Annotated in this window: 22 protein-coding genes and 1 pseudogene; 7 read left to right on the forward strand and 16 right to left on the reverse strand. The window is 37.1% G+C overall.

What is annotated here, in order from left to right; genetic code table 11:
* The first annotated feature begins 68 nt into the window (after positions 1 to 68).
* Together V7S50_RS07885 and V7S50_RS07890 are read left to right on the forward strand one after the other, a co-directional pair.
* Entirely contained in the window at positions 69 to 704 is a 636-nt protein-coding gene (locus V7S50_RS07885; RefSeq protein WP_063222493.1) for a DUF1796 family putative cysteine peptidase, read from the forward strand.
* Positions 705 to 775: 71 nt separating this feature from the next.
* A complete protein-coding gene (locus V7S50_RS07890) occupies positions 776 to 1,210 on the forward strand; it encodes an NUDIX hydrolase (protein ID WP_242252500.1) in 435 nt (144 codons plus the stop codon).
* Positions 1,211 to 1,238: 28 nt separating this feature from the next.
* On the opposite strand, the gene ackA is transcribed toward V7S50_RS07890, so the two are convergent.
* The 5 genes from ackA to V7S50_RS07915 form a co-directional block, all read right to left on the reverse strand.
* Positions 1,239 to 2,432 (reverse strand): acetate kinase, encoded by a 1,194-nt coding sequence (gene ackA / locus V7S50_RS07895; protein WP_000034570.1) that lies wholly within the window; start codon positions 2,430 to 2,432, stop codon positions 1,239 to 1,241.
* 299 nt (positions 2,433 to 2,731) lie between these two features.
* Positions 2,732 to 3,718 (reverse strand): class I SAM-dependent methyltransferase, encoded by a 987-nt coding sequence (locus tag V7S50_RS07900; RefSeq protein WP_242252498.1) that lies wholly within the window; start codon positions 3,716 to 3,718, stop codon positions 2,732 to 2,734.
* 199 nt (positions 3,719 to 3,917) lie between these two features.
* Positions 3,918 to 4,418, reverse strand: a complete 501-nt coding sequence (gene tpx / locus V7S50_RS07905; RefSeq protein ID WP_060632534.1) for a thiol peroxidase — start codon at positions 4,416 to 4,418, stop codon at positions 3,918 to 3,920.
* A gap of 134 nt (positions 4,419 to 4,552) precedes the next feature.
* Entirely contained in the window at positions 4,553 to 4,948 is a 396-nt protein-coding gene (gene ytfJ, locus V7S50_RS07910; protein ID WP_000350005.1) for a GerW family sporulation protein, read from the reverse strand.
* Between the two features lie 12 nt (positions 4,949 to 4,960).
* The gene (locus V7S50_RS07915; protein WP_242252496.1) at positions 4,961 to 5,599 is read right to left on the reverse strand and encodes a DUF2953 domain-containing protein; all 639 of its coding nucleotides are present in this window, start codon (positions 5,597 to 5,599) and stop codon (positions 4,961 to 4,963) included.
* A gap of 205 nt (positions 5,600 to 5,804) precedes the next feature.
* Between V7S50_RS07915 and V7S50_RS07920 the strand changes: the two genes are divergently transcribed.
* Positions 5,805 to 6,608 carry an NAD kinase gene (locus V7S50_RS07920; RefSeq protein ID WP_063222489.1) on the forward strand — a complete coding sequence of 268 codons (804 nt, stop codon included), beginning with the start codon at positions 5,805 to 5,807 and terminating at the stop codon, positions 6,606 to 6,608.
* A 209-nt stretch (positions 6,609 to 6,817) separates the two neighbouring features.
* On the opposite strand, the gene V7S50_RS07925 is transcribed toward V7S50_RS07920, so the two are convergent.
* The 8 genes and pseudogenes from V7S50_RS07925 to V7S50_RS07960 all read right to left on the reverse strand — a co-directional run.
* Complete coding sequence (locus V7S50_RS07925; RefSeq protein WP_242252494.1) at positions 6,818 to 8,386, reverse strand: amidohydrolase; 1,569 nt, start codon at positions 8,384 to 8,386, stop codon at positions 6,818 to 6,820.
* Between the two features lie 69 nt (positions 8,387 to 8,455).
* Positions 8,456 to 8,887, reverse strand: coding sequence for a VOC family protein (locus V7S50_RS07930; protein ID WP_063222487.1), 432 nt, complete (start codon positions 8,885 to 8,887; stop codon positions 8,456 to 8,458).
* A 102-nt stretch (positions 8,888 to 8,989) separates the two neighbouring features.
* On the reverse strand, positions 8,990 to 10,576 hold the full coding sequence (gene mbcS, locus V7S50_RS07935) for an acyl-CoA synthetase MbcS (RefSeq protein ID WP_242252492.1): 1,587 nt from the start codon (positions 10,574 to 10,576) through the stop codon (positions 8,990 to 8,992).
* A 277-nt stretch (positions 10,577 to 10,853) separates the two neighbouring features.
* The gene (locus V7S50_RS07940) at positions 10,854 to 11,051 is read right to left on the reverse strand and encodes an alpha/beta-type small acid-soluble spore protein (RefSeq protein ID WP_000124490.1); all 198 of its coding nucleotides are present in this window, start codon (positions 11,049 to 11,051) and stop codon (positions 10,854 to 10,856) included.
* A gap of 80 nt (positions 11,052 to 11,131) precedes the next feature.
* Positions 11,132 to 12,346, reverse strand: a complete 1,215-nt coding sequence (gene thiI / locus V7S50_RS07945) for a tRNA uracil 4-sulfurtransferase ThiI (RefSeq protein ID WP_060632540.1) — start codon at positions 12,344 to 12,346, stop codon at positions 11,132 to 11,134.
* A gap of 6 nt (positions 12,347 to 12,352) precedes the next feature.
* Positions 12,353 to 13,495: a cysteine desulfurase family protein gene (locus tag V7S50_RS07950; RefSeq protein ID WP_063222485.1), complete on the reverse strand. Its 1,143-nt coding sequence runs from the start codon at positions 13,493 to 13,495 to the stop codon at positions 12,353 to 12,355.
* A gap of 229 nt (positions 13,496 to 13,724) precedes the next feature.
* Complete coding sequence (gene ezrA, locus V7S50_RS07955; protein WP_242252490.1) at positions 13,725 to 15,437, reverse strand: septation ring formation regulator EzrA; 1,713 nt, start codon at positions 15,435 to 15,437, stop codon at positions 13,725 to 13,727.
* 384 nt (positions 15,438 to 15,821) lie between these two features.
* Positions 15,822 to 16,637 (reverse strand): annotated as a pseudogene (locus tag V7S50_RS07960) (LysR family transcriptional regulator); the annotation flags it as partial.
* A gap of 124 nt (positions 16,638 to 16,761) precedes the next feature.
* Between V7S50_RS07960 and V7S50_RS07965 the strand changes: the two are divergent.
* Entirely contained in the window at positions 16,762 to 17,706 is a 945-nt protein-coding gene (locus tag V7S50_RS07965) for a DMT family transporter (protein ID WP_242252488.1), read from the forward strand.
* A gap of 11 nt (positions 17,707 to 17,717) precedes the next feature.
* Here the strand turns inward: V7S50_RS07965 and refZ are convergent, their stop codons facing one another.
* Positions 17,718 to 18,356 carry a forespore capture DNA-binding protein RefZ gene (refZ, locus tag V7S50_RS07970; RefSeq protein WP_242252487.1) on the reverse strand — a complete coding sequence of 213 codons (639 nt, stop codon included), beginning with the start codon at positions 18,354 to 18,356 and terminating at the stop codon, positions 17,718 to 17,720.
* 147 nt (positions 18,357 to 18,503) lie between these two features.
* Here refZ and V7S50_RS07975 point away from each other — a divergent pair, with 147 nt between their 5' ends.
* Positions 18,504 to 18,983, forward strand: a complete 480-nt coding sequence (locus V7S50_RS07975; protein ID WP_063222481.1) for a GAF domain-containing protein — start codon at positions 18,504 to 18,506, stop codon at positions 18,981 to 18,983.
* A gap of 61 nt (positions 18,984 to 19,044) precedes the next feature.
* On the opposite strand, the gene megL is transcribed toward V7S50_RS07975, so the two are convergent.
* Positions 19,045 to 20,220, reverse strand: a complete 1,176-nt coding sequence (gene megL / locus V7S50_RS07980; RefSeq protein ID WP_242252485.1) for a methionine gamma-lyase — start codon at positions 20,218 to 20,220, stop codon at positions 19,045 to 19,047.
* Positions 20,221 to 20,619: 399 nt separating this feature from the next.
* Between megL and rpsD the strand changes: the two genes are divergently transcribed.
* On the forward strand, positions 20,620 to 21,222 hold the full coding sequence (rpsD, locus tag V7S50_RS07985) for a 30S ribosomal protein S4 (RefSeq protein ID WP_000135322.1): 603 nt from the start codon (positions 20,620 to 20,622) through the stop codon (positions 21,220 to 21,222).
* Between the two features lie 453 nt (positions 21,223 to 21,675).
* Here the strand turns inward: rpsD and V7S50_RS07990 are convergent, their stop codons facing one another.
* The gene (locus V7S50_RS07990) at positions 21,676 to 21,804 is read right to left on the reverse strand and encodes a hypothetical protein (protein ID WP_000050940.1); all 129 of its coding nucleotides are present in this window, start codon (positions 21,802 to 21,804) and stop codon (positions 21,676 to 21,678) included.
* 105 nt (positions 21,805 to 21,909) lie between these two features.
* On the opposite strand from V7S50_RS07990, the gene V7S50_RS07995 reads away from it, so the two are divergent.
* Positions 21,910 to 22,257 carry a YjdJ family protein gene (locus V7S50_RS07995; protein WP_242252481.1) on the forward strand — a complete coding sequence of 116 codons (348 nt, stop codon included), beginning with the start codon at positions 21,910 to 21,912 and terminating at the stop codon, positions 22,255 to 22,257.
* The last annotated feature ends 27 nt before the right edge of the window (positions 22,258 to 22,284 follow it).

Raw genomic sequence — 22,284 nt, forward strand, 5'->3', positions numbered from 1 at the left:
GTCTATCTTCATTCACATACCATTTTTTAATGACATAAAATATTAACAAAAAGGATGAGATGAATCACATGAATCTATCCAATATAAAAAAAGAATATAATGCCGTATTCAGCTTAGGACAAAACTGTTGGCCTGCTTGGGCGTTATATCAATTCGGATTATCACCATTTTTTGGCGTTATTGATTTTATGTTAAGCCCTTCATTAGAAAAAGTGAACTTATTATTACAAAATCGATTTGACCGTTTTTTACATTTCGAAAACTTATCCTTCATCTCATTTTGGGATGATGCTGCCAAATTAAGACTAAGGGACAACCTATATGAAATCGACTCCTGTCACGATTTTAAAACAGATGTAAACACACCAACTTCTTGGCCTTCTTATTCAGAAATCAAGCTAAATTATGAGCATCGAATTACTCGTTTTCTAACTACAATTGAAATAGAAAAATCCATATTGTTTATTCGGACTGGAGGAACATACGAAGAAGCACGATCTCTGGAACAAATTTTATCTCAACTAGTCAAACATAAATTCTCCGTCCTATTACTGATTCCTGCGGATGTAACAACTGTCACCCAAGAAGATTGGGGATTACAAAATATTTGCGTTATAAAATGCCCTATTATGGATGTATACCAATACAATGAAGGATTTTGGAATGACTTATTTGATGGGATCTCAATTAGACCGCACGCTTAAATACACGACACTTTTTATCAAGCAATACATTATAATCATCCTTATACAAAATAAATAAGGAGTGATTCTATATGTATCCACGTGCAAAAGCATTCGGTCTTGCCACACATCACGGTCGCCTTCTCGTACAAGAATATCATACAGGCGATGAAATGTATTACCGACCTCTTGGCGGCTCAATTGAACTTGGCGAACAATCAGCACATACCGTTATCCGTGAATTTAAAGAAGAGCTTCATACAGAAGTGGAAATCACCAATTATTTAGGCTGCTTAGAAAACATCTTTCAGCTAGATGAGGAAATTGGTCATGAAATCATTCAGCTATATTCTTTATGCTTATTAGACACATCACTATATGAAATGGAAAAAATAAATATACAAGATGAGCAAACAGTATCGTATGCGAAATGGATTCCCTTTACAGCATTCATTCAAAAAGAGAAAGCACTATATCCAGATGGAATTTTGAAATATCTCCAACAGAAAAAAGACGAAATCCTATAGGATCTCGTCTTTCTTTTCATATAGTATATTAACCAATATCTCCAAGACGTAGTACGTCACGAGCGATCATAACTTCTTCGTCAGTTGGAATTACGATAATTTTTACTGGAGAGTGTGGGAAGCTGATGAATGCTTCTTCACCAAATACGTTATTACGTTTTACGTCGAAGTATACGCCCATGTACTCAAGGCCTTCTAATACGCGCTCACGAATAATTGCACTGTTTTCCCCTACACCAGCTGTGAAGATGATTGCGTCTACACCTTTCATACGAGCAGTGTAAGAACCGATGTATTTGTGGATACGGCTTACGAATACATCAAGTGCTACTTTCGCACGGTGGTCGCCTTCTTCTTCTTTCGCAATAATGTCACGTAGGTCACTAGAGTAACCAGTAAGACCTAGCATACCACTCTTCTTGTTTAATACGTTAACTACTTCTTCTACTGTTTGGCCTGTTTTTTCCATGATGTATGGAATTAACGCAGGGTCAAGATTACCAGAACGTGTACCCATTGTTACACCAGCAAGTGGAGTGAAGCCCATAGAAGTATCGATAGATTTACCGCCTTCTACTGCTGCGATACTTGCACCGTTGCCTAAGTGACAAGAAAGTAAGCTTAAGCTTTCAAGTGGACGACCTAATAGTTCAGCCGCACGCTCAGTTACGTATTTATGAGAAGTTCCGTGGAAACCGTATTTACGGATGCCGAATTTTTCATAGTACTCATATGGTAAGCTGTATAGGAATGCAGATTCCGGCATTGTTTGGTGGAATGCTGTATCGAATACTGCTACTGCTGGTACGTTTGGTAATACTTCTTGGAATGCTTTAATACCAACAATGTTTGCTGGGTTATGAAGTGGTGCTAAATCGCTTAATTCTTCGATATCAGCTAATACTTCATCAGTAATTAAAACAGAGTCAGCAAATTTTTCGCCGCCGTGAACAACACGGTGACCGATACCGCCAATCTCGTCTAGAGATTTAACGATTCCGTTTTCAGTTAATTTTTTAAGAAGCATATTAACTGCTACTGCGTGATCTGGAATGTTTGTAATTTCTTTTTGTTTTTCGCCATCTACAGTAATAGTGAAGATACTATCTTCTAAACCGATACGTTCTACTAAACCTTTTGTTAATACTGTTTCACTTGGCATTTCAAATAATTGGAATTTTAAGGAAGAGCTTCCTGCGTTAATCGCGATGATTTTTGACATCTAGTCTTTCGCCCCTTTTTCTCTTGGTAGTTGTGTGGATGTTTCCACAAACCGCTCGATTTTATCTAATTAAATTTACTAAATATGAAAACGTTTCATCATTAGCAAATTTTATACTCACGATTTTAATTTAAACATCGTACGACATATATTTCAAGTGAAAAAATTGTAACACCAAGAAAAAAAATATATTACAGATTTCAAAAAAATTCAGTTAAATCTTGTATATATTTAAAAATATGACATATCATATAAAACTGTACTACATGAATTACTAACCCTGTTACATATACCTAGCCTTATTTATGCGTTGCAAACCAAGTATTTAATTGGTCCATAATGTTCTCCATCGCCTTCATGTTGGAGAATTTAGGTAACTCCACTAATAACGCCTGTTTTGGCATCGTTACACTAGGGCCTTTCTTTTGGAGAACAAATATACTTTTTGCATTTTTCTCGTTTTTAAACATGGAAACAGGTAGTTGCAATAGTCCTTGAATAAAACATGTTTCTTTAATAAATGCATGTAATTTTGGTGCTTGATCACTTTCAAAAATGAAGTTTGGTACTAAGAAGAATAAGTATCCGCCTTCTTTCGTATGTTTCACACTTTGTTCAATAAATAAGTGATGTGCATACGACATTCCTTCATCTGCTTTTAACTTATATTCACTTGCACCGATCTCATTTGGATAATAACCAATCGGTAAGTCTGAAATAACTGCATCAACTGGATCGATATAAAGTGGCGCTAGTCCATCTTGATGGAAGAATTCGATTGCATGCTTTTGTAAATTCGCATTTACTAAAGCAAGTTTAATTAGCACTTCATCCACTTCTACACCAAATCCACTCATTGCTAGTTCTTCTTTGGCGCTATTAAATACAGTAGTCATTAAATTACCTGTTCCAATTGCAGGATCTAAAACAGTAATTTCGTTTTGCCCTTGCATAAATTTATGGAATAAGTAGCTCATGAACATACCAACTGCATCAGGCGTCATTTCGTGATTCGCTTGTACGCCTTCTTTCATTCCTTTTAGAATGGCTAACTGAAATGCTTTACGAATTTCTTCACCTTTATATGTTTCTTCATTAAACGTACTATATTCACGATTCAGCCTTTCAATTGCTGATTCGGATAATTCCTCTTGTAAAATCGCTCCTTCAAACAAGTTATCCCCTGTTTCTACAAGCGCCTCTAAATATGTTACATCTAATTCTTTACGTAAAACTACCGCAGAAGAATCAAAAATAGAAAATAATGTTTCCACTGTCTGACTCACGTACATTCCTCCTTCTCTCTTTTACACATAACTTATATCATACCACAAAGTGATTTTTTCCAAAAAGAAAAAGCGACCTCCTGTCAAGAGCTCCCCTTTTAATTATATATGATATAACGTTTTTTCTCATATATTGGTACCATTACGCAGCAATATATGAGAAAAAACGACCTCTTTATAAGAGGTCATTTTCTTCACATTACTTCGCAGATTTTGCTGCTTCTAATGCTGCTTCATAGTTTGGATGGCTTGTACCTTCATTTACGTATTCTACGTAAACTACTTTGTCATTGCTATCTACTACGAATACTGCACGAGCAAGTAAACGAAGTTCTTTCATTACTAAGCCGTAAGCTTCACCGAATGAAAGGTCGCGGTGGTCAGAAAGTGTAACAACATTTTCTAAACCGTTTGCTGCACACCAGCGTTTTTGAGCGAATGGTAAATCAGCGCTAATTGTTAATACTTTTGCGTTTTCAATACCTGCTGCATCTTGGTTAAAACGACGTGTTTGTGCATCACACACACCTGTGTCGATTGAAGGTACAACACTAATTAATTTTACTTCGCCTTTGTATGTTTCTAAACTTACTGGAGATAAGTCATTTGCTAATACTTGGAAGTTTGGCGCTTGATCGCCAACTTTAACTTCTGTTCCAACTAAAGTCATTGGATTACCTTTAAAAGTTACGTTTGCCACTTGAGAATCCTCCCTTATTTAAACAAAATATGTACAATGTAAATGATAGTTTGTCCCTATCGATAATGCAAATAAAATCGCTTTATTTACAAAAAAATTAAAGAAGCTAATCTATTGATCAGCTTCTTTGTTCGTTAAATTTGAAATTCAGGATCGTCTTCTTTTCGTTTATCCATCATTTCCTTCACTTTATCAACAGCTTGTGGCGCTAATTCAATTATTTTATCGATGACATGTGTTTGCTTATCTAAATGCAACACTTTTACACCTTCTCCATTTATAACAAGAAAAGCAACAGGATTAATAGAAACTCCTCCACCGCTTCCACCGCCAAATGGATGACGGCCTGAATGTTCTACTTTACCAAATTCACTTCCACCAGCAGCAAATCCGAAACTAACTTTCGAAACAGTAAGAATTACACTTCCATCTGCCGCTTTAATTGGGTCACCAACAATTGTATTTACATCAGTCATTTGTTTTAAATGCTGCATTGCAGTTGTCATTAAACCTTGAATTGGATGGTCCATTCTATATCCCCCCTATGCTTGAACAGATTTTTCTGTCGTACCAGATCTTTGTCTTCTCATAAACACGAGTAATTTCACCGCTGTTTTTATAGTACGGAATATACGAAAAGATGCTGTTAACTCACATCTTGATGCAAATCCTTTCCCTTGAAAAACAGGAGTAATTTCAAATTCTGGTACGTCGACAATATGCATATATTGTCCTACAACTCCAGCAGCCATTCCTTTTGTCCCCCATGCATATCCAGTGACAATTCCAGTACTAGCTGCGTCGCCTGCTCCTATTTGCGTATGCCATTTCCAACCATTGATTTTCACTCGTTTGAGAAAATCTTTAACAATAGTATGAACTTCTTGAAGCTTTTTTATCAGTTCCCCCATGCTATCAAGTTGTGCCATAATTTTATTATCTAGTCCGCCGTCCTCTTCAGCTTTTTCGATTTTTTGTCCTGTTTTCTTCTGCTGTTTTTCAATTCTTTCCAACACATCAAATGTATATCGAATCATCCATATTTTCACTTGAAGCAAACATTGCTTTTCCATTTCTGAATATAAAAATGTCACCTTAAGCTTTATTTTCGACAATAGTATAAACAAAATAAAAAGGAGAAGAATTATTATTCCAATTGCGAGCCACTTCATACGTATCATCCTTTCACTCCGTACCCATTATCGACAACTTTATTCATCATTAAACAGAGTTCCATAAGATTGAATATAAAAATTTTTCTAAAAATAAAAAGGTATTTTGACAATTTATATCGAAATATATTATTTGAACATATCATCAGGGAACGGACTCTAATGATATGTAGCACGAAAAACAGAAAATTTAACTGCAGTGGAGGGATACATAATGGCAGATCGTCGCAATTTATTTTTCTTTTATGGTGATGACAAAGCAACGCTCGTTGAAAAAATGAAACCAATCTATCGTATTTTAGAAGAGAATGGATTTACCATATTAGATCATCCAAAAAATGCAAACGCTATCGTCAGTGTTGGAGATGATGCAACTTTCTTACAAGCCGTTCGTAAAACTGGTTTTAGAGAAGATTGTTTATACGCAGGGATTTCTACGAAAGATGAAATTTCGTTCTACTGCGATTTCCACCTTGATCACATTGATACAGCCCTTCAAGAAATTACAAAAAATGAAATTGAAGTGCGAAAATATCCAACAATTCAGGTAGATGTAGATCACGGTACATCTTTCCATTGTTTAAATGAGTTCTCATTACGTTCTAGCATTATTAAAACATTCGTTGTAGATGTTCACGTTGATGATTTATATTTCGAAACATTTAGAGGTGACGGTTTAGTTGTTTCTACCCCAACAGGAAGTACAGCTTACAATAAATCATTGCACGGTGCAGTTGTTGATCCGCTCATCCCTTGCTTCCAAGTAAGTGAATTAGCATCTTTAAATAACAACACATACCGTACACTTGGTTCACCGTTCATTTTAAATCACGAACGTACATTAACTTTAAAACTAAGACCAGACGGTAACGATTATCCTGTTATCGGTATGGATAATGAAGCGCTCAGCATTAAACAAGTGGAAAAAGCTGTTGTACGCTTAAGCGATAAACAAATTAAAACAGTTAAACTAAAAAACAATTCTTTCTGGGAAAAAGTACAGAGAACGTTTTTATAGCATGAAAATAACCGCCGAATTATGGAATTCCATAATTCGGCGGTTATTTATTTCTCTCGCTATCAGTCACTATTCTTGTCATTTCTTGTCGGTAAGTCGATATAATTTAATAATCGCTGATATATTCCGGATTGTGGTCGATATATTCCAATAATCGCTGATATATTTCAAGTTGCGGTCGATATATTCCGAAAATCGCTGATATATTTTCACTCATCTTTTCTATAGACGATCCGGCCATCTATTACAGTCATTGCTGCTTGTACTTCTTTTATTTCTTCTGCTTCTATTTCAAAAATATTGCGGTCTACTATCGTAAAGTCTGCTTCATATCCTTTTGTAATCTGCCCTCGCTTCGCTTCTTTTCCGATTGCATAGGCACTCCCTGTTGTAAATAAAGAAACAGCCTCATATACCGTTAATCTTTCTTCTGGCATATAACATACGCCGTCAATAAAACTTCTACGTGTAACAGCGCTATATATGCCTAGAAATGGATTTACTTGTTCAATTGGAGCATCTGAGCCACCGTTACAGTGTAATCCTGCTTCCAGTAACGTCTTCCAAGCATACGCATAACGAAGACGATGCTCGCCTAGTTTTTCAATGACTGATGGAAAATCCGATGAAAGAAAGACTGGTTGTATATCAATAATGGCTTGCAAGTTTTTCATTCTTTCAATCAACTCTTCACGGGCAAGCTGACAATGAATAATGCGGTCACGCAATCCGTCTGCTGGTGGATATAGTTCAAGTGCATCAATAACATACTGGAGCGATAAATCACCGATTGTATGAATCGCAACTGGCATATGTAAGTCTCGTGCTTTTTTCACTAACTCTGCAAGCTCTTCACGCGAGAAGATTGCAACCCCATTTGTTTCCTTCGCATCTTCATATGGTTCACTTAATAAAGCTGTTCTTCCGCCAAAAGAGCCATCAGAAAAAATTTTCATCGCCCCAAATTCAATATAGTGCTCATTTTCATATTCTTTTCGCTCATGCGCTACTTCATGGTGAACGAGCAAATGCGCTTTAAATGGCATTTCTTTTATAACATGAGAAAACGCATTATGCGTTTTTCTAAAACCACCGTAATAATTTAAATCTTCCGTATGCCCACCAACGAGTCCATATTGCCAACAATCTTTAATCGCTGTTTGCAAAGCGCTTTGTAAGTAGACTTCATCAATTTCAGGCTGAACATGTTTTATTAATTCTTGTCCTTGTTCATATAAAAGCCCGGTTAACATATTGGATGAATCTCGGCCAATTCTTCCACCCTTCGGATCTTTTGTCGCTTCTGTTATGTTCGCTTCTTGCAGTATGTATGAATTCACCCATGTGACGTGGCGACAAATGCGCTTTAATAAAATCGGATGTTCTTTCGAAATCGCATCTAAATCTTTTGCATGAACATCTTTCGTATCTGTAAAATTATTTTCATTCCAGCCTTCTCCAATAATCCAAGAGCCTTTTGGTGCTTCTTCTACTCGCTTCTGAACGAGAGTAAGCATGTCACTATACGATGTGCAATTTGATAAATCTAGACGAAGTAACCTCTCTCCATGCCCAATAAGGTGCATATGGCTATCAACAAGACCTGGAATCATTGTTTTCCCTTTTAAATCGTACAATTCTATCGCAGCATATCGGTTTTCTAACTCTTCCTTACTCCCAATATCAACGATCCTGCCATTTTCAACATAAATAGCTTCCACTTTTTCATTTTCTTCCCTCATCGTGTAAATGATGCCGCCGTACCAAATTTCTCCCATATATCCCATCTCCTTTGTTTTATTGTATAAAAAAAAGCACCATTTCAAAACATGGTGCTTTTCTAAACATTACTTTTGTTCAGTAGTAGACGTTGTAACTTGCCATTCAATATTAAATTTATCTTTTACTTGTCCGTATGCTGGGCTCCAGAACGTTTCTTGAAGTGGCATGATAACCTCTCCACCTTCTTGTAACTTATCGAATACTTCTTTCGCTTTTTCCGCGTTACTAATTTGAATTGCGATTGTTACTTGAGATCCAATTGCATGCCCTTGACCTGGGAATGTATCAGAAATCATAAGTTCCGTATTACCAACTTTTAAAGTAGCATGTAGAACGCGCTCTTTCGCTTCAGCTGGAATCGGGTATTCTGGATTTTCAGGCATGTCACCAAAAGTTTGCATGACTTCTACTTTTGCGTCTAACGCATCTTTATAAAACTGTACAGCTTCTTGCCCACTACCATCTAAAACTAAGTAAGGATTAATACCTAAAATCATACGGACACCTCTTTTTTAAGTTTATAAAATCGAACTTGTGTTCGTTTTTATATTATCATTGTTTTCCATTTCATTCAACTATTTCCTTCACTGTTTTCAAAATTATTTTGAGGGTAGCTCCATCTCTTGTTTTCTAAGTTCAATACGGCGAATTTTTCCAGAAATTGTTTTTGGTAGTTCATCTATAAATTCAATTTTGCGAGGGTATTTATATGGTGCAGTGAGTTCTTTGACGTGTTGTTGGAGTATTGGAATTAATGTTTCTTCGTTCTTTTCTATATTCTCTCTTAATACAATAAATGCCTTCACGACACTTCCGCGAATTTCATCAGGGCTTGCGACAACCGCACACTCTCTTACATAAGGATGTTTTACAAGCGCATCTTCTACTTCAAACGGACCGATTGTATAACCAGAGCTAATAATAATATCGTCACCGCGCCCTTCAAACCAGAAATAGCCATCTTCATCTTTCTTCGCTTTATCACCGGTAATATAATAATCACCGCGAAATTGCATCGCTGTGCGTTCATCGTCTTTATAATATTGTTTAAAGAGGGCTGGTGTTTCAATGTGAACTGCAATATCACCAACTTCTCCTACCTTTACCGGCATACCTTCCTCATCTACAATATCAACGTGGTTGCCTGGCGTTGGTTTCCCCATTGATCCTGGTCTAATATCCATCCCTTTCATTATACCAACAAGTAATGTATTTTCCGTTTGCCCATAGCCGTCTCTTACTGTAATATCAAAGTGTTTTTGGAACGTCTCAATGACTTCTCTATTTAACGGCTCACCTGCGGATACAGCGCTATGTAACGCTTCTAAATTATACTCACTTAAATTCTCTACTTTTGCCATTAATCTATACTCAGTCGGCGTGCAACAAAGCACATTCACCTTATTATCATTTAATAAATTTAAATATGTTTTCGGTTCAAACTTACCGTTGTACACAAATCCTGTTGCCCCAGAGCCTAGAGTTGCTAAAAACGGGCTCCAAATCCACTTTTGCCAGCCTGGACTAGCCGTTGCCCATACAACATCATTCTCTTCAATTCCAAGCCAATTTGGGGCGCTCGTACGTAAATGAGCGTATGCCCACGCATGCGTATGAACAACACCTTTTGGATTTCCTGTCGTTCCTGACGTGTAAGATAAAAAGACCATGTCCTCTTTATCTGTCTTCGCCATTTCTAACATGTCACTTTCTGTTTCTAACGCTGTTTTTAAATTGATCCATCCATCTACTGACTGCTCGCTCAGAACGAATTTTCGAAGAGATTCCATCACTTCTATATCATCAAACTGGCCAATGTACGGCTCATAACTTACAATTGCCTTTACTTCACCATGCCCGATTCGATATTCAATATCTTTTTTACGCAACATTTCCGAACTTGGAATTACGACAAATCCTGCTTTAATCGCTGCGATATACGTCATGTACGCTTCAATTAAACGCGGCATCATAATGAGGAGCTTGTCCCCTTTTTGCAGACCACTCTTTATAAAAGCGTTTCCAATTTTATTCGCACCTTGCATTAACTCAGCGTATGTAACTTCTCTTCTATTCCCTTTATCATCTTGCCAAATTAAAGCAAGCTTCTCTTTATCACCTGTATATTTCTCTATTTCAGAAACTAAATTATAAGACGGCGGTGCCAACAATTGTTCTCTCTTCATAAACATCCTCCTTTTTTATGCCTCCCTTATATAATAAAGAATTTTCTGTCTATTTTGAACCCTCTTCTTTTGACAAATTTTTTAGTTCTGTCGAATTGGTAAATGAAATTGTATCGACGATTTTTTAAATATATCGAACACAACTTGGAATATATCAACGATTTTTGGAATATATCGACGTTTCGACAAAGGATATTGACTTACCGACAAATAGCGACACAACACAAAAAAAGAAAGAGCGGGAGAACCCGCTCTTTCTAAGCCATCGTATATGGGATTATTTTTGGAAACCGCCTAATTGTTGCTCAGCTAGTGAAACTAGACGTTTAGTAATTTCGCCACCAACAGAACCGTTAGCGCGAGATGTTGCATCCGCTCCAAGTTGAACACCAAACTCTTGAGCGATTTCGTATTTCATTTGGTCTAATGCTGATTCAGCACCAGGAACCGCTAATTTATTTGTGCTACGTGCCATGTTATATCACCTCCTTGTGAGTATAGAGTGTGATAAATAACATGACTTCATACACGGTTTAGATATGGTAATTTATGGTTTTAGAAAAGTTCTTCGAATTTTTCTTCTTCCGCCACTACTTCTACTGTTTGCAATACCATTGTTTCTTTGTTCGCTACAGCTTCATCAATTAATGGTGTGAAATCATATTTCGCTTCAAAACGATTCGCTTTTTCACGCTTCGGCTTCGTCGCTGGGCTTGCTGGTGTGAATACTGTACAGCAATCTTCGTACGGACGAATTGAAATCTCATATGTGCCAATTTCTTCAGCGATTTTAATAATTTCTAATTTATCCATCGTAATAAGTGGACGAATAACTGGATAGTTTGTTACTTCGTTAATCGTATGCATACTATCTAATGTTTGGCTTGCTACTTGTCCAAGACTTTCACCAGTCGTGATTGCAAGTGCATTACGCTCCTCTGCGATACGCTCTGTAATACGCATCATCATACGGCGCATAACTGTCATTGAATAGCTAGATGGAATTTCTTTATTAATCGTTTTTTGCACTTCTGTAAATGGAACAAGGTGAAGTGTTACACGTTTACAGTATTTCGTTAACTCTTGTGCTAAATCGATTACTTTTTGTTTCGCACGCTCGCTTGTGAAAGGTGGGCTATGGAAGTGAACTGCTTCCACAGATACGCCGCGTTTCATCGTTAAGTAAGCTGCTACCGGGCTATCGATACCACCAGAAAGAAGTACCATTACTTTTCCGCCAACGCCAACTGGTAAACCGCCAGCTCCCATACGCTCATCGCACATAATGTAGCTATAACCACTGCGAATTTCTACACGTACATTTACATCTGGATTATGAACATCTACTGTAATATCTTCTGTATTTTCTAGAATGTGCCCACCAATCTCAGGTAATAATTCCATCGTTCTCATTGGGAAATGCTTATAAGAACGGTGTACAGTAATTTTAAATGTTTTCACATCGCCTTTTACTTGTAAGAAAGCTGCTAATGCACCTTTTTTAATATCTTCTAATTCTGATGGTACTTTCATCGCTAAGTTAAACTTATGAATACCAAATACATCTTTCAATCTTTCAGAGATCGCTTCATGATCTTCACCATTTAATTGGATGTACATACGGTCATGTGTTGCATCGATTTTAATATTTGGGAACTTTTTCAGTTTGAACTTCACGTTATCTTTTAATGTGCTTACGAATTTAGAACGGTTCTTACCTTTAGTCGTCATCTCTCCGTAACGAACTAAAATATATTCATATGTCATCATATTCCTTTACCTCATCACTTCATATAATTTTGGCATTGTTTGTTTCACAATACCTTCAAATTGTTTTACTTCTTCCATCGTGTTTTCTGGTGCCAAACTAATACGAATCGCACTTGCAGCAGCGGCATGCGGTACTCCCATTGACACTAATACTCTGCTCACTTCATTCGCTTTTGAAGAACAAGCAGACTTCGTCGATACATATACACCGTGTTCTTCTAAAGCATGAACGACCACTTCTGGTTTTAAACCAACAAATGATACATTTAAAATGTGCGGTGCTGCATATGCAAGCGACGTATTGATCGTTACATCTTCCATCTCTTTAAAGAAACGGACAAGCTCTGCTTGTAAACTTTGCAAATGAGCTACCTTTTCTTTCACTTGTTCCATTGTCATGCGAAGTGCTTTCACCATCGCTACAATGCCAGGTAAGTTCTCTGTACCAGAGCGATACTTCAGCTCTTGTTGACCACCTGATAAAATTGGATCTAACCTTACGCCATCACGTATATAAAGCAGACCTGTTCCTTTTACACTGTGGAATTTATGTCCAGATATTGAGCAAAGATCAATATGAGAAGCGTATAAATCAAGCGGTACTTTTCCTATCCCTTGTACATGGTCCACATGGAATCTTATTTTCGGATAATTCGATAATAACGTTCCAATTTCAACAACAGGCTGAATCGCTCCAGTCTCGTTGTTCACGTGAATAATTGACACAAGAATCGTATCTTCACGAAGTGCTCGTTTTACATCCTCTACCGATACAACACCATGCTCATTAACCGGTAAATATGTTACATCAAAACCGAGATCTTCTAACTGTTTATATGCTTCAAACACAGACGCGTGTTCAATATTTGTTGTAATGATATGTTTACCGCGCGAACGATTCCTCATCGCTATCCCTTTAATCGCAAGGTTATTCCCTTCCGTTCCACCTGATGTGAAAATAATTTCAGAAGGTTTAACGTGAAGAAGTTGCGCTGCAATCGTTCTTGATTGTGTTAATAGACGCTCTGCCTCTCCTCCAAGCGAATGAATAGAAGAAGGGTTTCCAAAATATTTTCCAGCAACCGTTACGTACGATTGAAGAGCTTCTGGATATGGCTTCGTCGTCGCACTATTATCAAAATAGATCATCGTTCTTCCCCTTTCAGCGCTATCACATCATATAATCATATCACAAATACGTGTAATTACGCTAAGACTACTCAAAGGTTCCATTTTATCCCGATTGTGAAGGACAATAATTAGCGAGGATGCCCACACTGATTACAGTTTCACTTTATTTTAAAACGAATAACCTTACTGTATTCCGCTATTCATTATAGCAACATCGCCCTCAAAATTACACAAAAAAACAAACCCTTTATGAAAGGGTTTGTTCATTGTCTACATATTCAGCTATTTTTTGAACAACGCCAGGTTCAAGTTGCTCTAGTATAGAAGCCGCTTGTTCTAAAGCTGCATCGTATTGATATTCACGGAATAATTTCTCCGCATAATTTAAGCTCTCTGCAAGACTCTCATCATGACTACGGTAACGATTACCGTATTGAATTAATTTTTCAACTAAATACGCTTGTCCAATTAACTCTTCTGTCATTTCAGCTACACCATTAACAGTTGTGTATGCTTCTTCTAAACTGCTATTTACAGCGTTCATATTTAATGGCTTCACTTCTAATTGATCATATACAGCTTGCATTGCCATTTGTCCTCTTTTTAAATCTTCCATAATACTCTCTGGAAGACCTGGCAAATTCGACTTTTGCATAAATCGTTTCGTTTCGAAAATGATATTTCGCATTTCTTGTAATTTCTCACGCGCTTCAAATTCTTCTTTACGCATCGTTTGCAGCATTTCTTTATATTCTGCATGAAGTACTTTCAATGTTTCACATTGCTCATAAACCTCTTCTAATTCCTCACGAATAATAGAGAAGGCAATATCTTGTTCAGCAACGCGTAATTGTAGCATTTCAAAACGTTTCGTTAAAATGTGCATTTGCTTTTCAATTACTTTTTGAGACTCAATGTCCTTATCTTGTAACTGATAACTTTGTTTCACAAGTTGTGTTTCTGCTTTTGTTTCAATCGTTTCAGTGCGAATTTCTTCTAAATCTTCATAAACAGAAAGTGTTTTTTGCTCCACATAATGTCTCGCATGCACCTCTTGCTCCAGCTGATCATAGAAACCATCTAAACGCGTTTTTAAGTTTTCTACTTTTTCAGTCGCTTCCGTTATATGAAGCTCCTGTATATCCATTAAACATGTGTGTAGTTGTGTCGTCATATCGCGAACTTCTTTAGGGATTTCCAAATACTCTAATACATAACCTTGTCTTACCATATCGTTATGTCCGTGCAATAAGTCTTCCAGCTGAACTGGTAACGTCGCTTGACACTCTACCAATAAATCTGGAATTTGGTGAATAATGATTTCTAAATCTGCTAAACCTTCTTCCAAACTAATAACAATTTCTCTCGCTTTTAAATAGTCACCATTATCTGTTGCCTCTTCAAAGCTTTTAAATTTATTAGATTCAGCATCTAGCATCTCTTCAATTTTCTGCTCTGCTGCTCCATACATATGTCTATGGGCAAGAACACTCTTCTTCATACTACGATATGTATCACGTAACTCTTCAATTTCCGAGCTATTTTTTTCATGGCTTTCTAACAATTGCTGTAATTCATTTAAAATGTCTGTAATACGATTATCAGCGTCATCTAAACCACTTATGGATTCATTCATCGCATGCTTTGCTTTTCGGAAGGAGAATTGCGAGGCGAATTTTCGCGCTTGCGCTAAATCTTTGTCAGCTTTCGGAAGGGTTGTTGATACAATTTCATCCCATTCTTCACGCCATTTGCCAAACAGCTCTTCTGTTTGACCCGTCATATTTAAATCTTTTACCCGCTTTAGTTCATCTGCCACAGGTTTATCTTTTATCTCTTGTTTCCACTGCTCCAGTGCCTCAATATCTTTATATGAACGATTTCTTATCACAAGCTCTATCATGAGCAGCACTAGAATAGAGCTTACTACAATGATAACGATCGTCAGGATAGAATCCATGCAAAAAAGCCTCCTAGTTATATCTCTTTTTTTGTCCGTTCCGTTTATGAAATGGAAGGCATTATGTATAAAAAGGGAATCCCCCTATATTTAACAACTAACAATGTACTAATCATACCATGTAATGGCTTGTTTTTGACCTAGTTTTTTAAAATTTCATGTTTCTTTCAATGCAATTGTAATCTTTCTCAATATTCTATTTGGATTATCTCTCATCATCAAATAAATGCAATAAAGTGAAACTTTAATCAGTGGGGGTTGTTTCCCACCCACTGATTATTAGCCCTCACCAATCGGGCTTTTACGGGTAGTTGATTCCCCACCTAACTTCTTTGCTTTCGCTGAATTTTGAGGTGGGGTCTTACTGCCCGGCAAATAGCGGGACAAAGGGCCTTCTTCCATATGAGATGCGAAATAAATTTTCCGCACAAGTGGTGGCTCAATAGAAATCGCATGCACATTCCCTTGCTTTACCGCTTGCTCTACTGACATTTCTGGAAGTAACGTGATACCAAGTCCAGCACCGACCATCGCAAGCATCGGTTCTGCATAAGAAGTTTCAAATGCAATGATTGGTTTCGCACCTATCCCTTGAAACATATTCGTAATCATTTTCCTTACATCACAGATTTCTGGATATACGATTAACTTTTCATTTTGAAAATCTTCCATTCGGATTACTGTTTTTTCTTTATAAAGATGATCATTTGAAACGACACAAACAATTTTTTCTTCTCGCATTTCTTTTATACATGTAGCGCCTTCTACTACTGAATCAATGAACATCGCTTCAATCTTCCGTTCTTTAAAGAGTCCCATTAGTACTTTCGTATGCTCAATTCTCCATTCTACTTCGAACCCGTCACCTAATATATCTTTACATTTTGATATGTAATGTGCTGCTAAACTTGGCAATATGCCTATAGAAATGCTCCGCTTCTCTTGAAACTTCTTCATTTCGGCTTTCACTTCATGTATGTGTTCCAAAACCGGTAACATTCTTGTTATAAATAACTCTCCAGCACTTGTTAATTCGACTCCTTGCGCGGAACGCTTGAGTAAAGTAACCTCTAAATCCGCTTCTAACCTTTGAATTTGTTTACTAAGCGCCGGTTGAGAAATATGTAAAAGCTTACTTGCCTTTGATAAACTTCGCGTGTTCTTTACTTCAATAAACGATCGTACTGCCTCTAAATCCATCGTACACACCTCTAACAAAAAGTTATAACTGTCATAAGAAATCGGTATTTCCTTCTATAAACAATTACTCTTTATACTTATTTCATCAACTTACTATAACGAAATGTAAAGGGGAAAGATACTCTTGAACAAAAAACAAATGCTACTCGGATCCCTCCTATGCTTACTTGCCGTAACGGCTTGGGGATTTATGTTTCCTGTAATGGCAAACGCCTTACAGTTTATCGATCCGTTCTTCTTCACAACTATCCGATACGGATCAGCAGCTATTATTTTTCTTATTCTGTTATTAATTACCGAAGGGACACAGTCGCTCCGCTTAGAAAAGAGAACACTTTCGTTATTCTTTTACGGAACAGTCGGTTTCGCTGGATATGGTTTTCTCGTTTTCTACGGACAACAACTTGCCGGACCTTCTGGAGCCATCCATGCGGCTATGATTCAGTCTCTTATGCCACTCATCGCTTTATTATTGCAGTGGATAACAAAAAACAAACGCCCACAAAACTACACATTCCTTTGTATGTTCGTTGCACTAATCGGTGTTATGCTTGTCATTTCAAAAGGAAATATTCACTTATTATTTGGAGCTGCCAGTCACGTCTCAACAAATATACTTATGCTATGCGGCGTTACTTGCTGGGTCATTTACACGAACGGTGGTGCTCGTTTTCAATCTTGGTCACCACTTCGATATACGACGTTAACTTGTTTATTCGGCTCAATTTCACTCATCGTTATTGTCACTTTCTTCACTTACACAAACGTCGTTACTGTACCGTCACTCTCTACAATTATGAGCGTTCGTTTTGAACTCTTATATATGTCGATTATTGCAGGGGTTATCGCTGTATTTTGCTGGAACACAGGAAATCGCTATATTTCATCTATTAACGGCATATTATTTATGAATTTAGTTCCTGTCCTTGCACTTATCGGTTCCATCTTTCGAGGTTATACAGTCGACAAAATTGAAGTTACCGGAGCCTCATTAACAATTATCGCGCTATTATGCAACAATTTATGGCAAAGAAAAGAAAGCACAAGAATCCCCACCTCAGTTCGTTAGGTGGGGATTTTTCACATATGAACGGCTCTTGGCAATTCATAATACATATTCGTTATACATAATGTTTGTTCCATCCATTGTTCAATTTCTTTCGTGTACATTTCTAAGAAAAATGTTTCAGACGGAAAAGAATGCAGTACTTCTGATATATATTGCGGATATAAAAACGGCATATTCATCATGCCTTTTAATTGCGTCATAAACATTGTAAAAGATACCTTTCTAAACTCTTGCTTCATTTGTCCCTGTCTAATTATTTGCTCTATATAATATCTTTCTTTAGAAAAATAAACGGTCATCACTTCACGAATTAATGTCGTATCAAGCGAAAGCTCTCGGTAGAAGAAACGTGTCAGTTCCCTATTTTCAAATTGATATCGTAAAATTCCGCGCACCATTTGCACCATCACATCTTTAGCTGACAAATACTCTCTCTGTTCAAACGACATTTCAATCACATGAATATATCCTTCTAAAAAATCAGTAATAAGCCGTTCTAATAAACCTTGCTTTCCAGCAAAATAATATGAAATATTCGCTACATTCACATCCGCTCGCTTTGCAATGTCTCGCACCGAGGTTCCATCATAACCTTTCGTATTAAACAACGATATTGCCGCATCAATTACTTTTTGTTTCGTCTGTTTCATGCGCTCACTTCCTCTCACTGAACAGCTATAGTTTAAATTTCTTGACTTTTAAGACAAATTCCTTTAATTTTCTATCGACAAAGTCATGTGAAATACATCGTGTTTTGCTAATATTTTACACATCTCGATAAAAAAGGAGCTGTTTCCATGTTTACTAAAGAAAGTTATGCAGGATCTCGTGAAGAGCAATATGAGACAGTAATTAAACAACTGGATGCATTATTAACTGGCGAATCAAACGTAGTCGCAAACTTATCAAATGCGTCCGCATTATTAAACCAATTTTTAGATCGTGTGAATTGGGTTGGCTTTTACGTAACAGAAGGAAATCAGCTTGTTCTTGGACCATTCCAAGGAATGCCTGCTTGCGTACGCATCCCATTTGGACGAGGCGTTTGCGGCGTTGCAGCTGAAACGAAAACAACGCAGCTTGTAGCAGACGTTCACCAATTCCCAGGACATATCGCTTGCGACAGTGCTTCAAATTCAGAAATCGTCGTACCGATTGTAAAAGAAGGAACTGTCATCGGTGTACTTGATATCGATAGCCCTGAAAAAAATCGTTTTGACGAAGTAGATCAGCGCTATTTAGAAAAGTTTGTGGAAACACTCCTAACACATATGTAAAAGGAAAAGAGCGAGTTATCGATTGAGTACATCACGTACAAAACCGATAGCTAGCTCTTTTTTATTGATTGACCGTAGATATGTTCTTTAACGCTTGCTCTAAATCAGAAGCAATATCCTCCCATGATTCTAAACCGACAGATAAACGTATTAAATTATCATAAATGCCCATTTCTTGTCTTAGCTCAGCTGGAATCGCAGCGTGCGTCATCGTCGCTGGATGCTGAATTAACGTTTCTGTATCTCCTAAACTTACCGCAATTGTAATAAAGTGAAGGTCATTGATAAACGCTTGCGTCTCTTCTTTCCCGCCTTTTACTGAAAAAGAAATCACACCGCCGCCCCGTTTCATTTGGCGAGATGCTAGTTCCCCTTCTGGATACCAAACACCTTCTACCGCATCATGATTTTTTAGGAACGACACAATTTTTTCTGCATTATCACAATGACGATCCATTCTTACCGCTAACGTCTTTAATCCACGTAACAATAACCACGCATCAAACGGCGCCATAATACCGCCGATATCTTTTCGCATCGGGCGAATTTTTTCAGCTAACGCTTTCGTTTTACAAATCGTTACCCCTGCTACAACATCACCGTGACCCCCGATATACTTTGTCGCACTATGCACAACCGCGTCACAGCCGAGTTCAAGCGGCCTTTGTAAATAAGGTGAACAAAACGTATTATCAACAATGACAAGTAAGCCATTTCGCTTTGCAACCCGAATCACTTGTTTTAAATCAATTAATTTCATTGTCGGATTAATCGGTGTTTCAACGAAAATAAGCTTTGTATTTGGGCGAATCTTATTTTCAATATCAGCCTCTGTTTCCATATCACAAAAAGAATGCGTAATCATAAATTTTTCTTCTAACACTTCTAAAAAACCGTACGTGCACCCATATAATCCATTTGAACAAATAATATGATCTCCAGCCTTTAGAAAACCAATTAAGGTTGCTGAAATAGCTGCCATACCGGATCCGAAAGCAAGTGCTTCCTCTCCTCCTTCTAACACCGCCATACGTTCTTCAAATAATTTTACAGTTGGATTTCCAAGTCTTGAGTAAATATAAGATGGATCTACTCCCGCAAAACTCGCCTCACCTTGCTGTGCAGTCTCAAATGTAAATGTAGACGTTTGAAATAAAGGTGGTGTTAAACTTCCTTTATGTTCCTCAGATGTATAACCGTGATGAATTAACGCTGTCTCCATATGCTTCTTTTTCATAAAAACATCCCCTTTTATGTTTTTACTGCCGCATATTCATCAACAAAAATTTGATGAACGTTTTCACCATATTTTATGTAAGCGTTTTATTTGTGTTTCTATCTCTTCTTTTATATCTTTTTAAATTCCTTCTTGTTAATTTCCAAAATTTATATGCATAAAACAAAAACGTACTCGCTTGACGAAACTCTGGGTAAAAGATATAATAGCGTTTGTGTAAAATAAAAAGGCAGCCTTGTAATGTGAGTTTATCGTTTGTATTTTGTTCCTCTACGGAGGTGTATCTCGTAACTCCCTGCTGCTGGAGCGAAGGTACATGAAAACAAAATGCCCGTAAATATCGATTACGTCTGTTTTTATTTTACGTAAATAAAAACATTTTTAAAGGAGGAGTCAACTATGGCTCGTTATACAGGTCCAGCTTGGAAACTGTCTCGTCGTCTTGGAATCTCTCTAAGCGGCACAGGAAAAGAATTAGAAAAACGCCCTTACGCACCAGGTCCTCACGGTCCTAACCAACGTAAGAAACTTTCAGAATACGGTTTACAATTACAAGAGAAACAAAAACTTCGTCACATGTACGGCATGACTGAGCGTCAATTCCGTCGCACATTTGACCAAGCAGGTAAAATGCCTGGTAAGCACGGCGAAAACTTCATGATCCTTCTTGAAGCTCGTCTTGACAACCTAGTTTACCGTATGGGCTTAGCTCGCACTCGTCGTGCAGCTCGCCAATTAGTAAACCACGGTCACATCACAGTTGATGGATCTCGCGTAGATATCCCATCTTACCGTGTAAAACCTGGTCAAACTATCAGCGTTCGCGAAAAATCTAACAGCCTTGTTGTTGTTAAAGAAGCGATCGAAGTTAACAACTTCGTACCAGAATACTTAACTTTCGATGCTGATAAATTAGAAGCTACTTACACTCGTCACGCTGAGCGTTCTGAGTTAGCAGCTGAAATCAACGAAGCATTAATCGTAGAGTTCTACTCTCGTTAATCTCGGTACTCTGAAAAGAGTATTATTAAAAGCCCTAGGAACCTTGTTTATCAAGGGGCCTGGGCTTTTTTTATTTTATAAAACACATATAATTAGGCCAAAAATAAAAAAGCTGGTGTGTATATAGAAATGGGTAAGTACAAAAAACAGATGAGAAAAGAAGCTACTTGTTTTGAAAGAAGAATTTACCACGATCCCTCTTCATTTAAAGAACCTCAAAAAAATAAAAATGCTATTAGAAGAATTAGTACAAGATGAAGTAATATTCATGGTAGAGCATTATGTCGTTACACGAATTAGAACAGATAAACCCCTTTCCCGTTCCCTAACAATGGTTCAGGATCATTTAAAAAATCGAGAAACAAAATACTGAATCACAAGGATAGAAATTACCTCTCCGAAAAAAAAACCAATCCTGTGGATTGGCTTTTTTCGTTTATATATAAAATAAAATTATTTATTTTCCTCTTTCTGAACATATACATAAGCATCTTTCTGCTCTTTATGTATATCCACCTTCGAATTCTCTGCAAGCTGACCCGCATTTAGCAAAGAAAAAATAATGAGCGCTTCTAGTGACATTTCGTTTTACCACTCCTTTCTAGTTGTTATACATTTATCATACCGCTTACATGTGATTTCCGTATGAACTCGAAAAGGAGATTACAACAAAAAGGTTACAGGAATATGAATGCACGCTATAATAACCATAAAATAGGAGGTGGATTCTTTTTGACAATAAATCAAATGGTTCAGTTAGGCAGTGCATGTATGCTATTTATTACTTCAGCACTTATGAGTTGGTATCAGGGGAGTAATTTAATAGATTATCCTGATGAATGGAAATATAGCGCTAAGTTTACCAATTACTTTAAAGGTACTGTCTCAAATTACCAAGATATTTATCAAATCGATTTCTTTATATATGCAGCAAAATTTTATCCCGCGGCATTTATCGTTATGCTAATTAGTTTACTTTATATGCTCATATTAATTCTTTATATTCTATTTAAAAGAAAAGATCCGGCGATTTAAATCCATACATAAAAAAACCCGAATCAT

Origin of the sequence: Bacillus sp. CCNWLW194 (assembly GCF_037120585.1) — a bacterium.
Lineage (GTDB): Bacteria > Bacillota > Bacilli > Bacillales > Bacillaceae_G > Bacillus_A > Bacillus_A basilensis.

Bases quoted from the DNA above. Each gene is read 5' to 3' on its own strand.
- ackA (WP_000034570.1), bottom strand. From the start codon at position 2,432: ATGTCAAAAATCATCGCGATTAACGCAGGAAGCTCTTCCTTAAAATTC.
- V7S50_RS07925 (WP_242252494.1), bottom strand. From the start codon at position 8,386: ATGGGAGAAATTTGGTACGGCGGCATCATTTACACGATGAGGGAAGAA.
- V7S50_RS07975 (WP_063222481.1), top strand. From the start codon at position 18,504: ATGTTTACTAAAGAAAGTTATGCAGGATCTCGTGAAGAGCAATATGAG.
- V7S50_RS07920 (WP_063222489.1), top strand. From the start codon at position 5,805: ATGGCAGATCGTCGCAATTTATTTTTCTTTTATGGTGATGACAAAGCA.
- V7S50_RS07885 (WP_063222493.1), top strand. From the start codon at position 69: ATGAATCTATCCAATATAAAAAAAGAATATAATGCCGTATTCAGCTTA.
- V7S50_RS07950 (WP_063222485.1), bottom strand. From the start codon at position 13,495: ATGATCTATTTTGATAATAGTGCGACGACGAAGCCATATCCAGAAGCT.
- V7S50_RS07940 (WP_000124490.1), bottom strand. From the start codon at position 11,051: ATGGCACGTAGCACAAATAAATTAGCGGTTCCTGGTGCTGAATCAGCA.
- V7S50_RS07930 (WP_063222487.1), bottom strand. From the start codon at position 8,887: ATGATTTTAGGTATTAATCCTTACTTAGTTTTAGATGGTAGTGGGCAA.
- V7S50_RS07915 (WP_242252496.1), bottom strand. From the start codon at position 5,599: ATGATACGTATGAAGTGGCTCGCAATTGGAATAATAATTCTTCTCCTT.
- V7S50_RS07890 (WP_242252500.1), top strand. From the start codon at position 776: ATGTATCCACGTGCAAAAGCATTCGGTCTTGCCACACATCACGGTCGC.
- mbcS (WP_242252492.1), bottom strand. From the start codon at position 10,576: ATGAAGAGAGAACAATTGTTGGCACCGCCGTCTTATAATTTAGTTTCT.
- megL (WP_242252485.1), bottom strand. From the start codon at position 20,220: ATGAAAAAGAAGCATATGGAGACAGCGTTAATTCATCACGGTTATACA.
- refZ (WP_242252487.1), bottom strand. From the start codon at position 18,356: ATGAAACAGACGAAACAAAAAGTAATTGATGCGGCAATATCGTTGTTT.
- V7S50_RS07990 (WP_000050940.1), bottom strand. From the start codon at position 21,804: ATGTCACTAGAAGCGCTCATTATTTTTTCTTTGCTAAATGCGGGTCAG.
- thiI (WP_060632540.1), bottom strand. From the start codon at position 12,346: ATGATGACATATGAATATATTTTAGTTCGTTACGGAGAGATGACGACT.
- ytfJ (WP_000350005.1), bottom strand. From the start codon at position 4,948: ATGGACCATCCAATTCAAGGTTTAATGACAACTGCAATGCAGCATTTA.
- ezrA (WP_242252490.1), bottom strand. From the start codon at position 15,437: ATGGATTCTATCCTGACGATCGTTATCATTGTAGTAAGCTCTATTCTA.
- V7S50_RS07995 (WP_242252481.1), top strand. From the start codon at position 21,910: ATGAATGCACGCTATAATAACCATAAAATAGGAGGTGGATTCTTTTTG.
- rpsD (WP_000135322.1), top strand. From the start codon at position 20,620: ATGGCTCGTTATACAGGTCCAGCTTGGAAACTGTCTCGTCGTCTTGGA.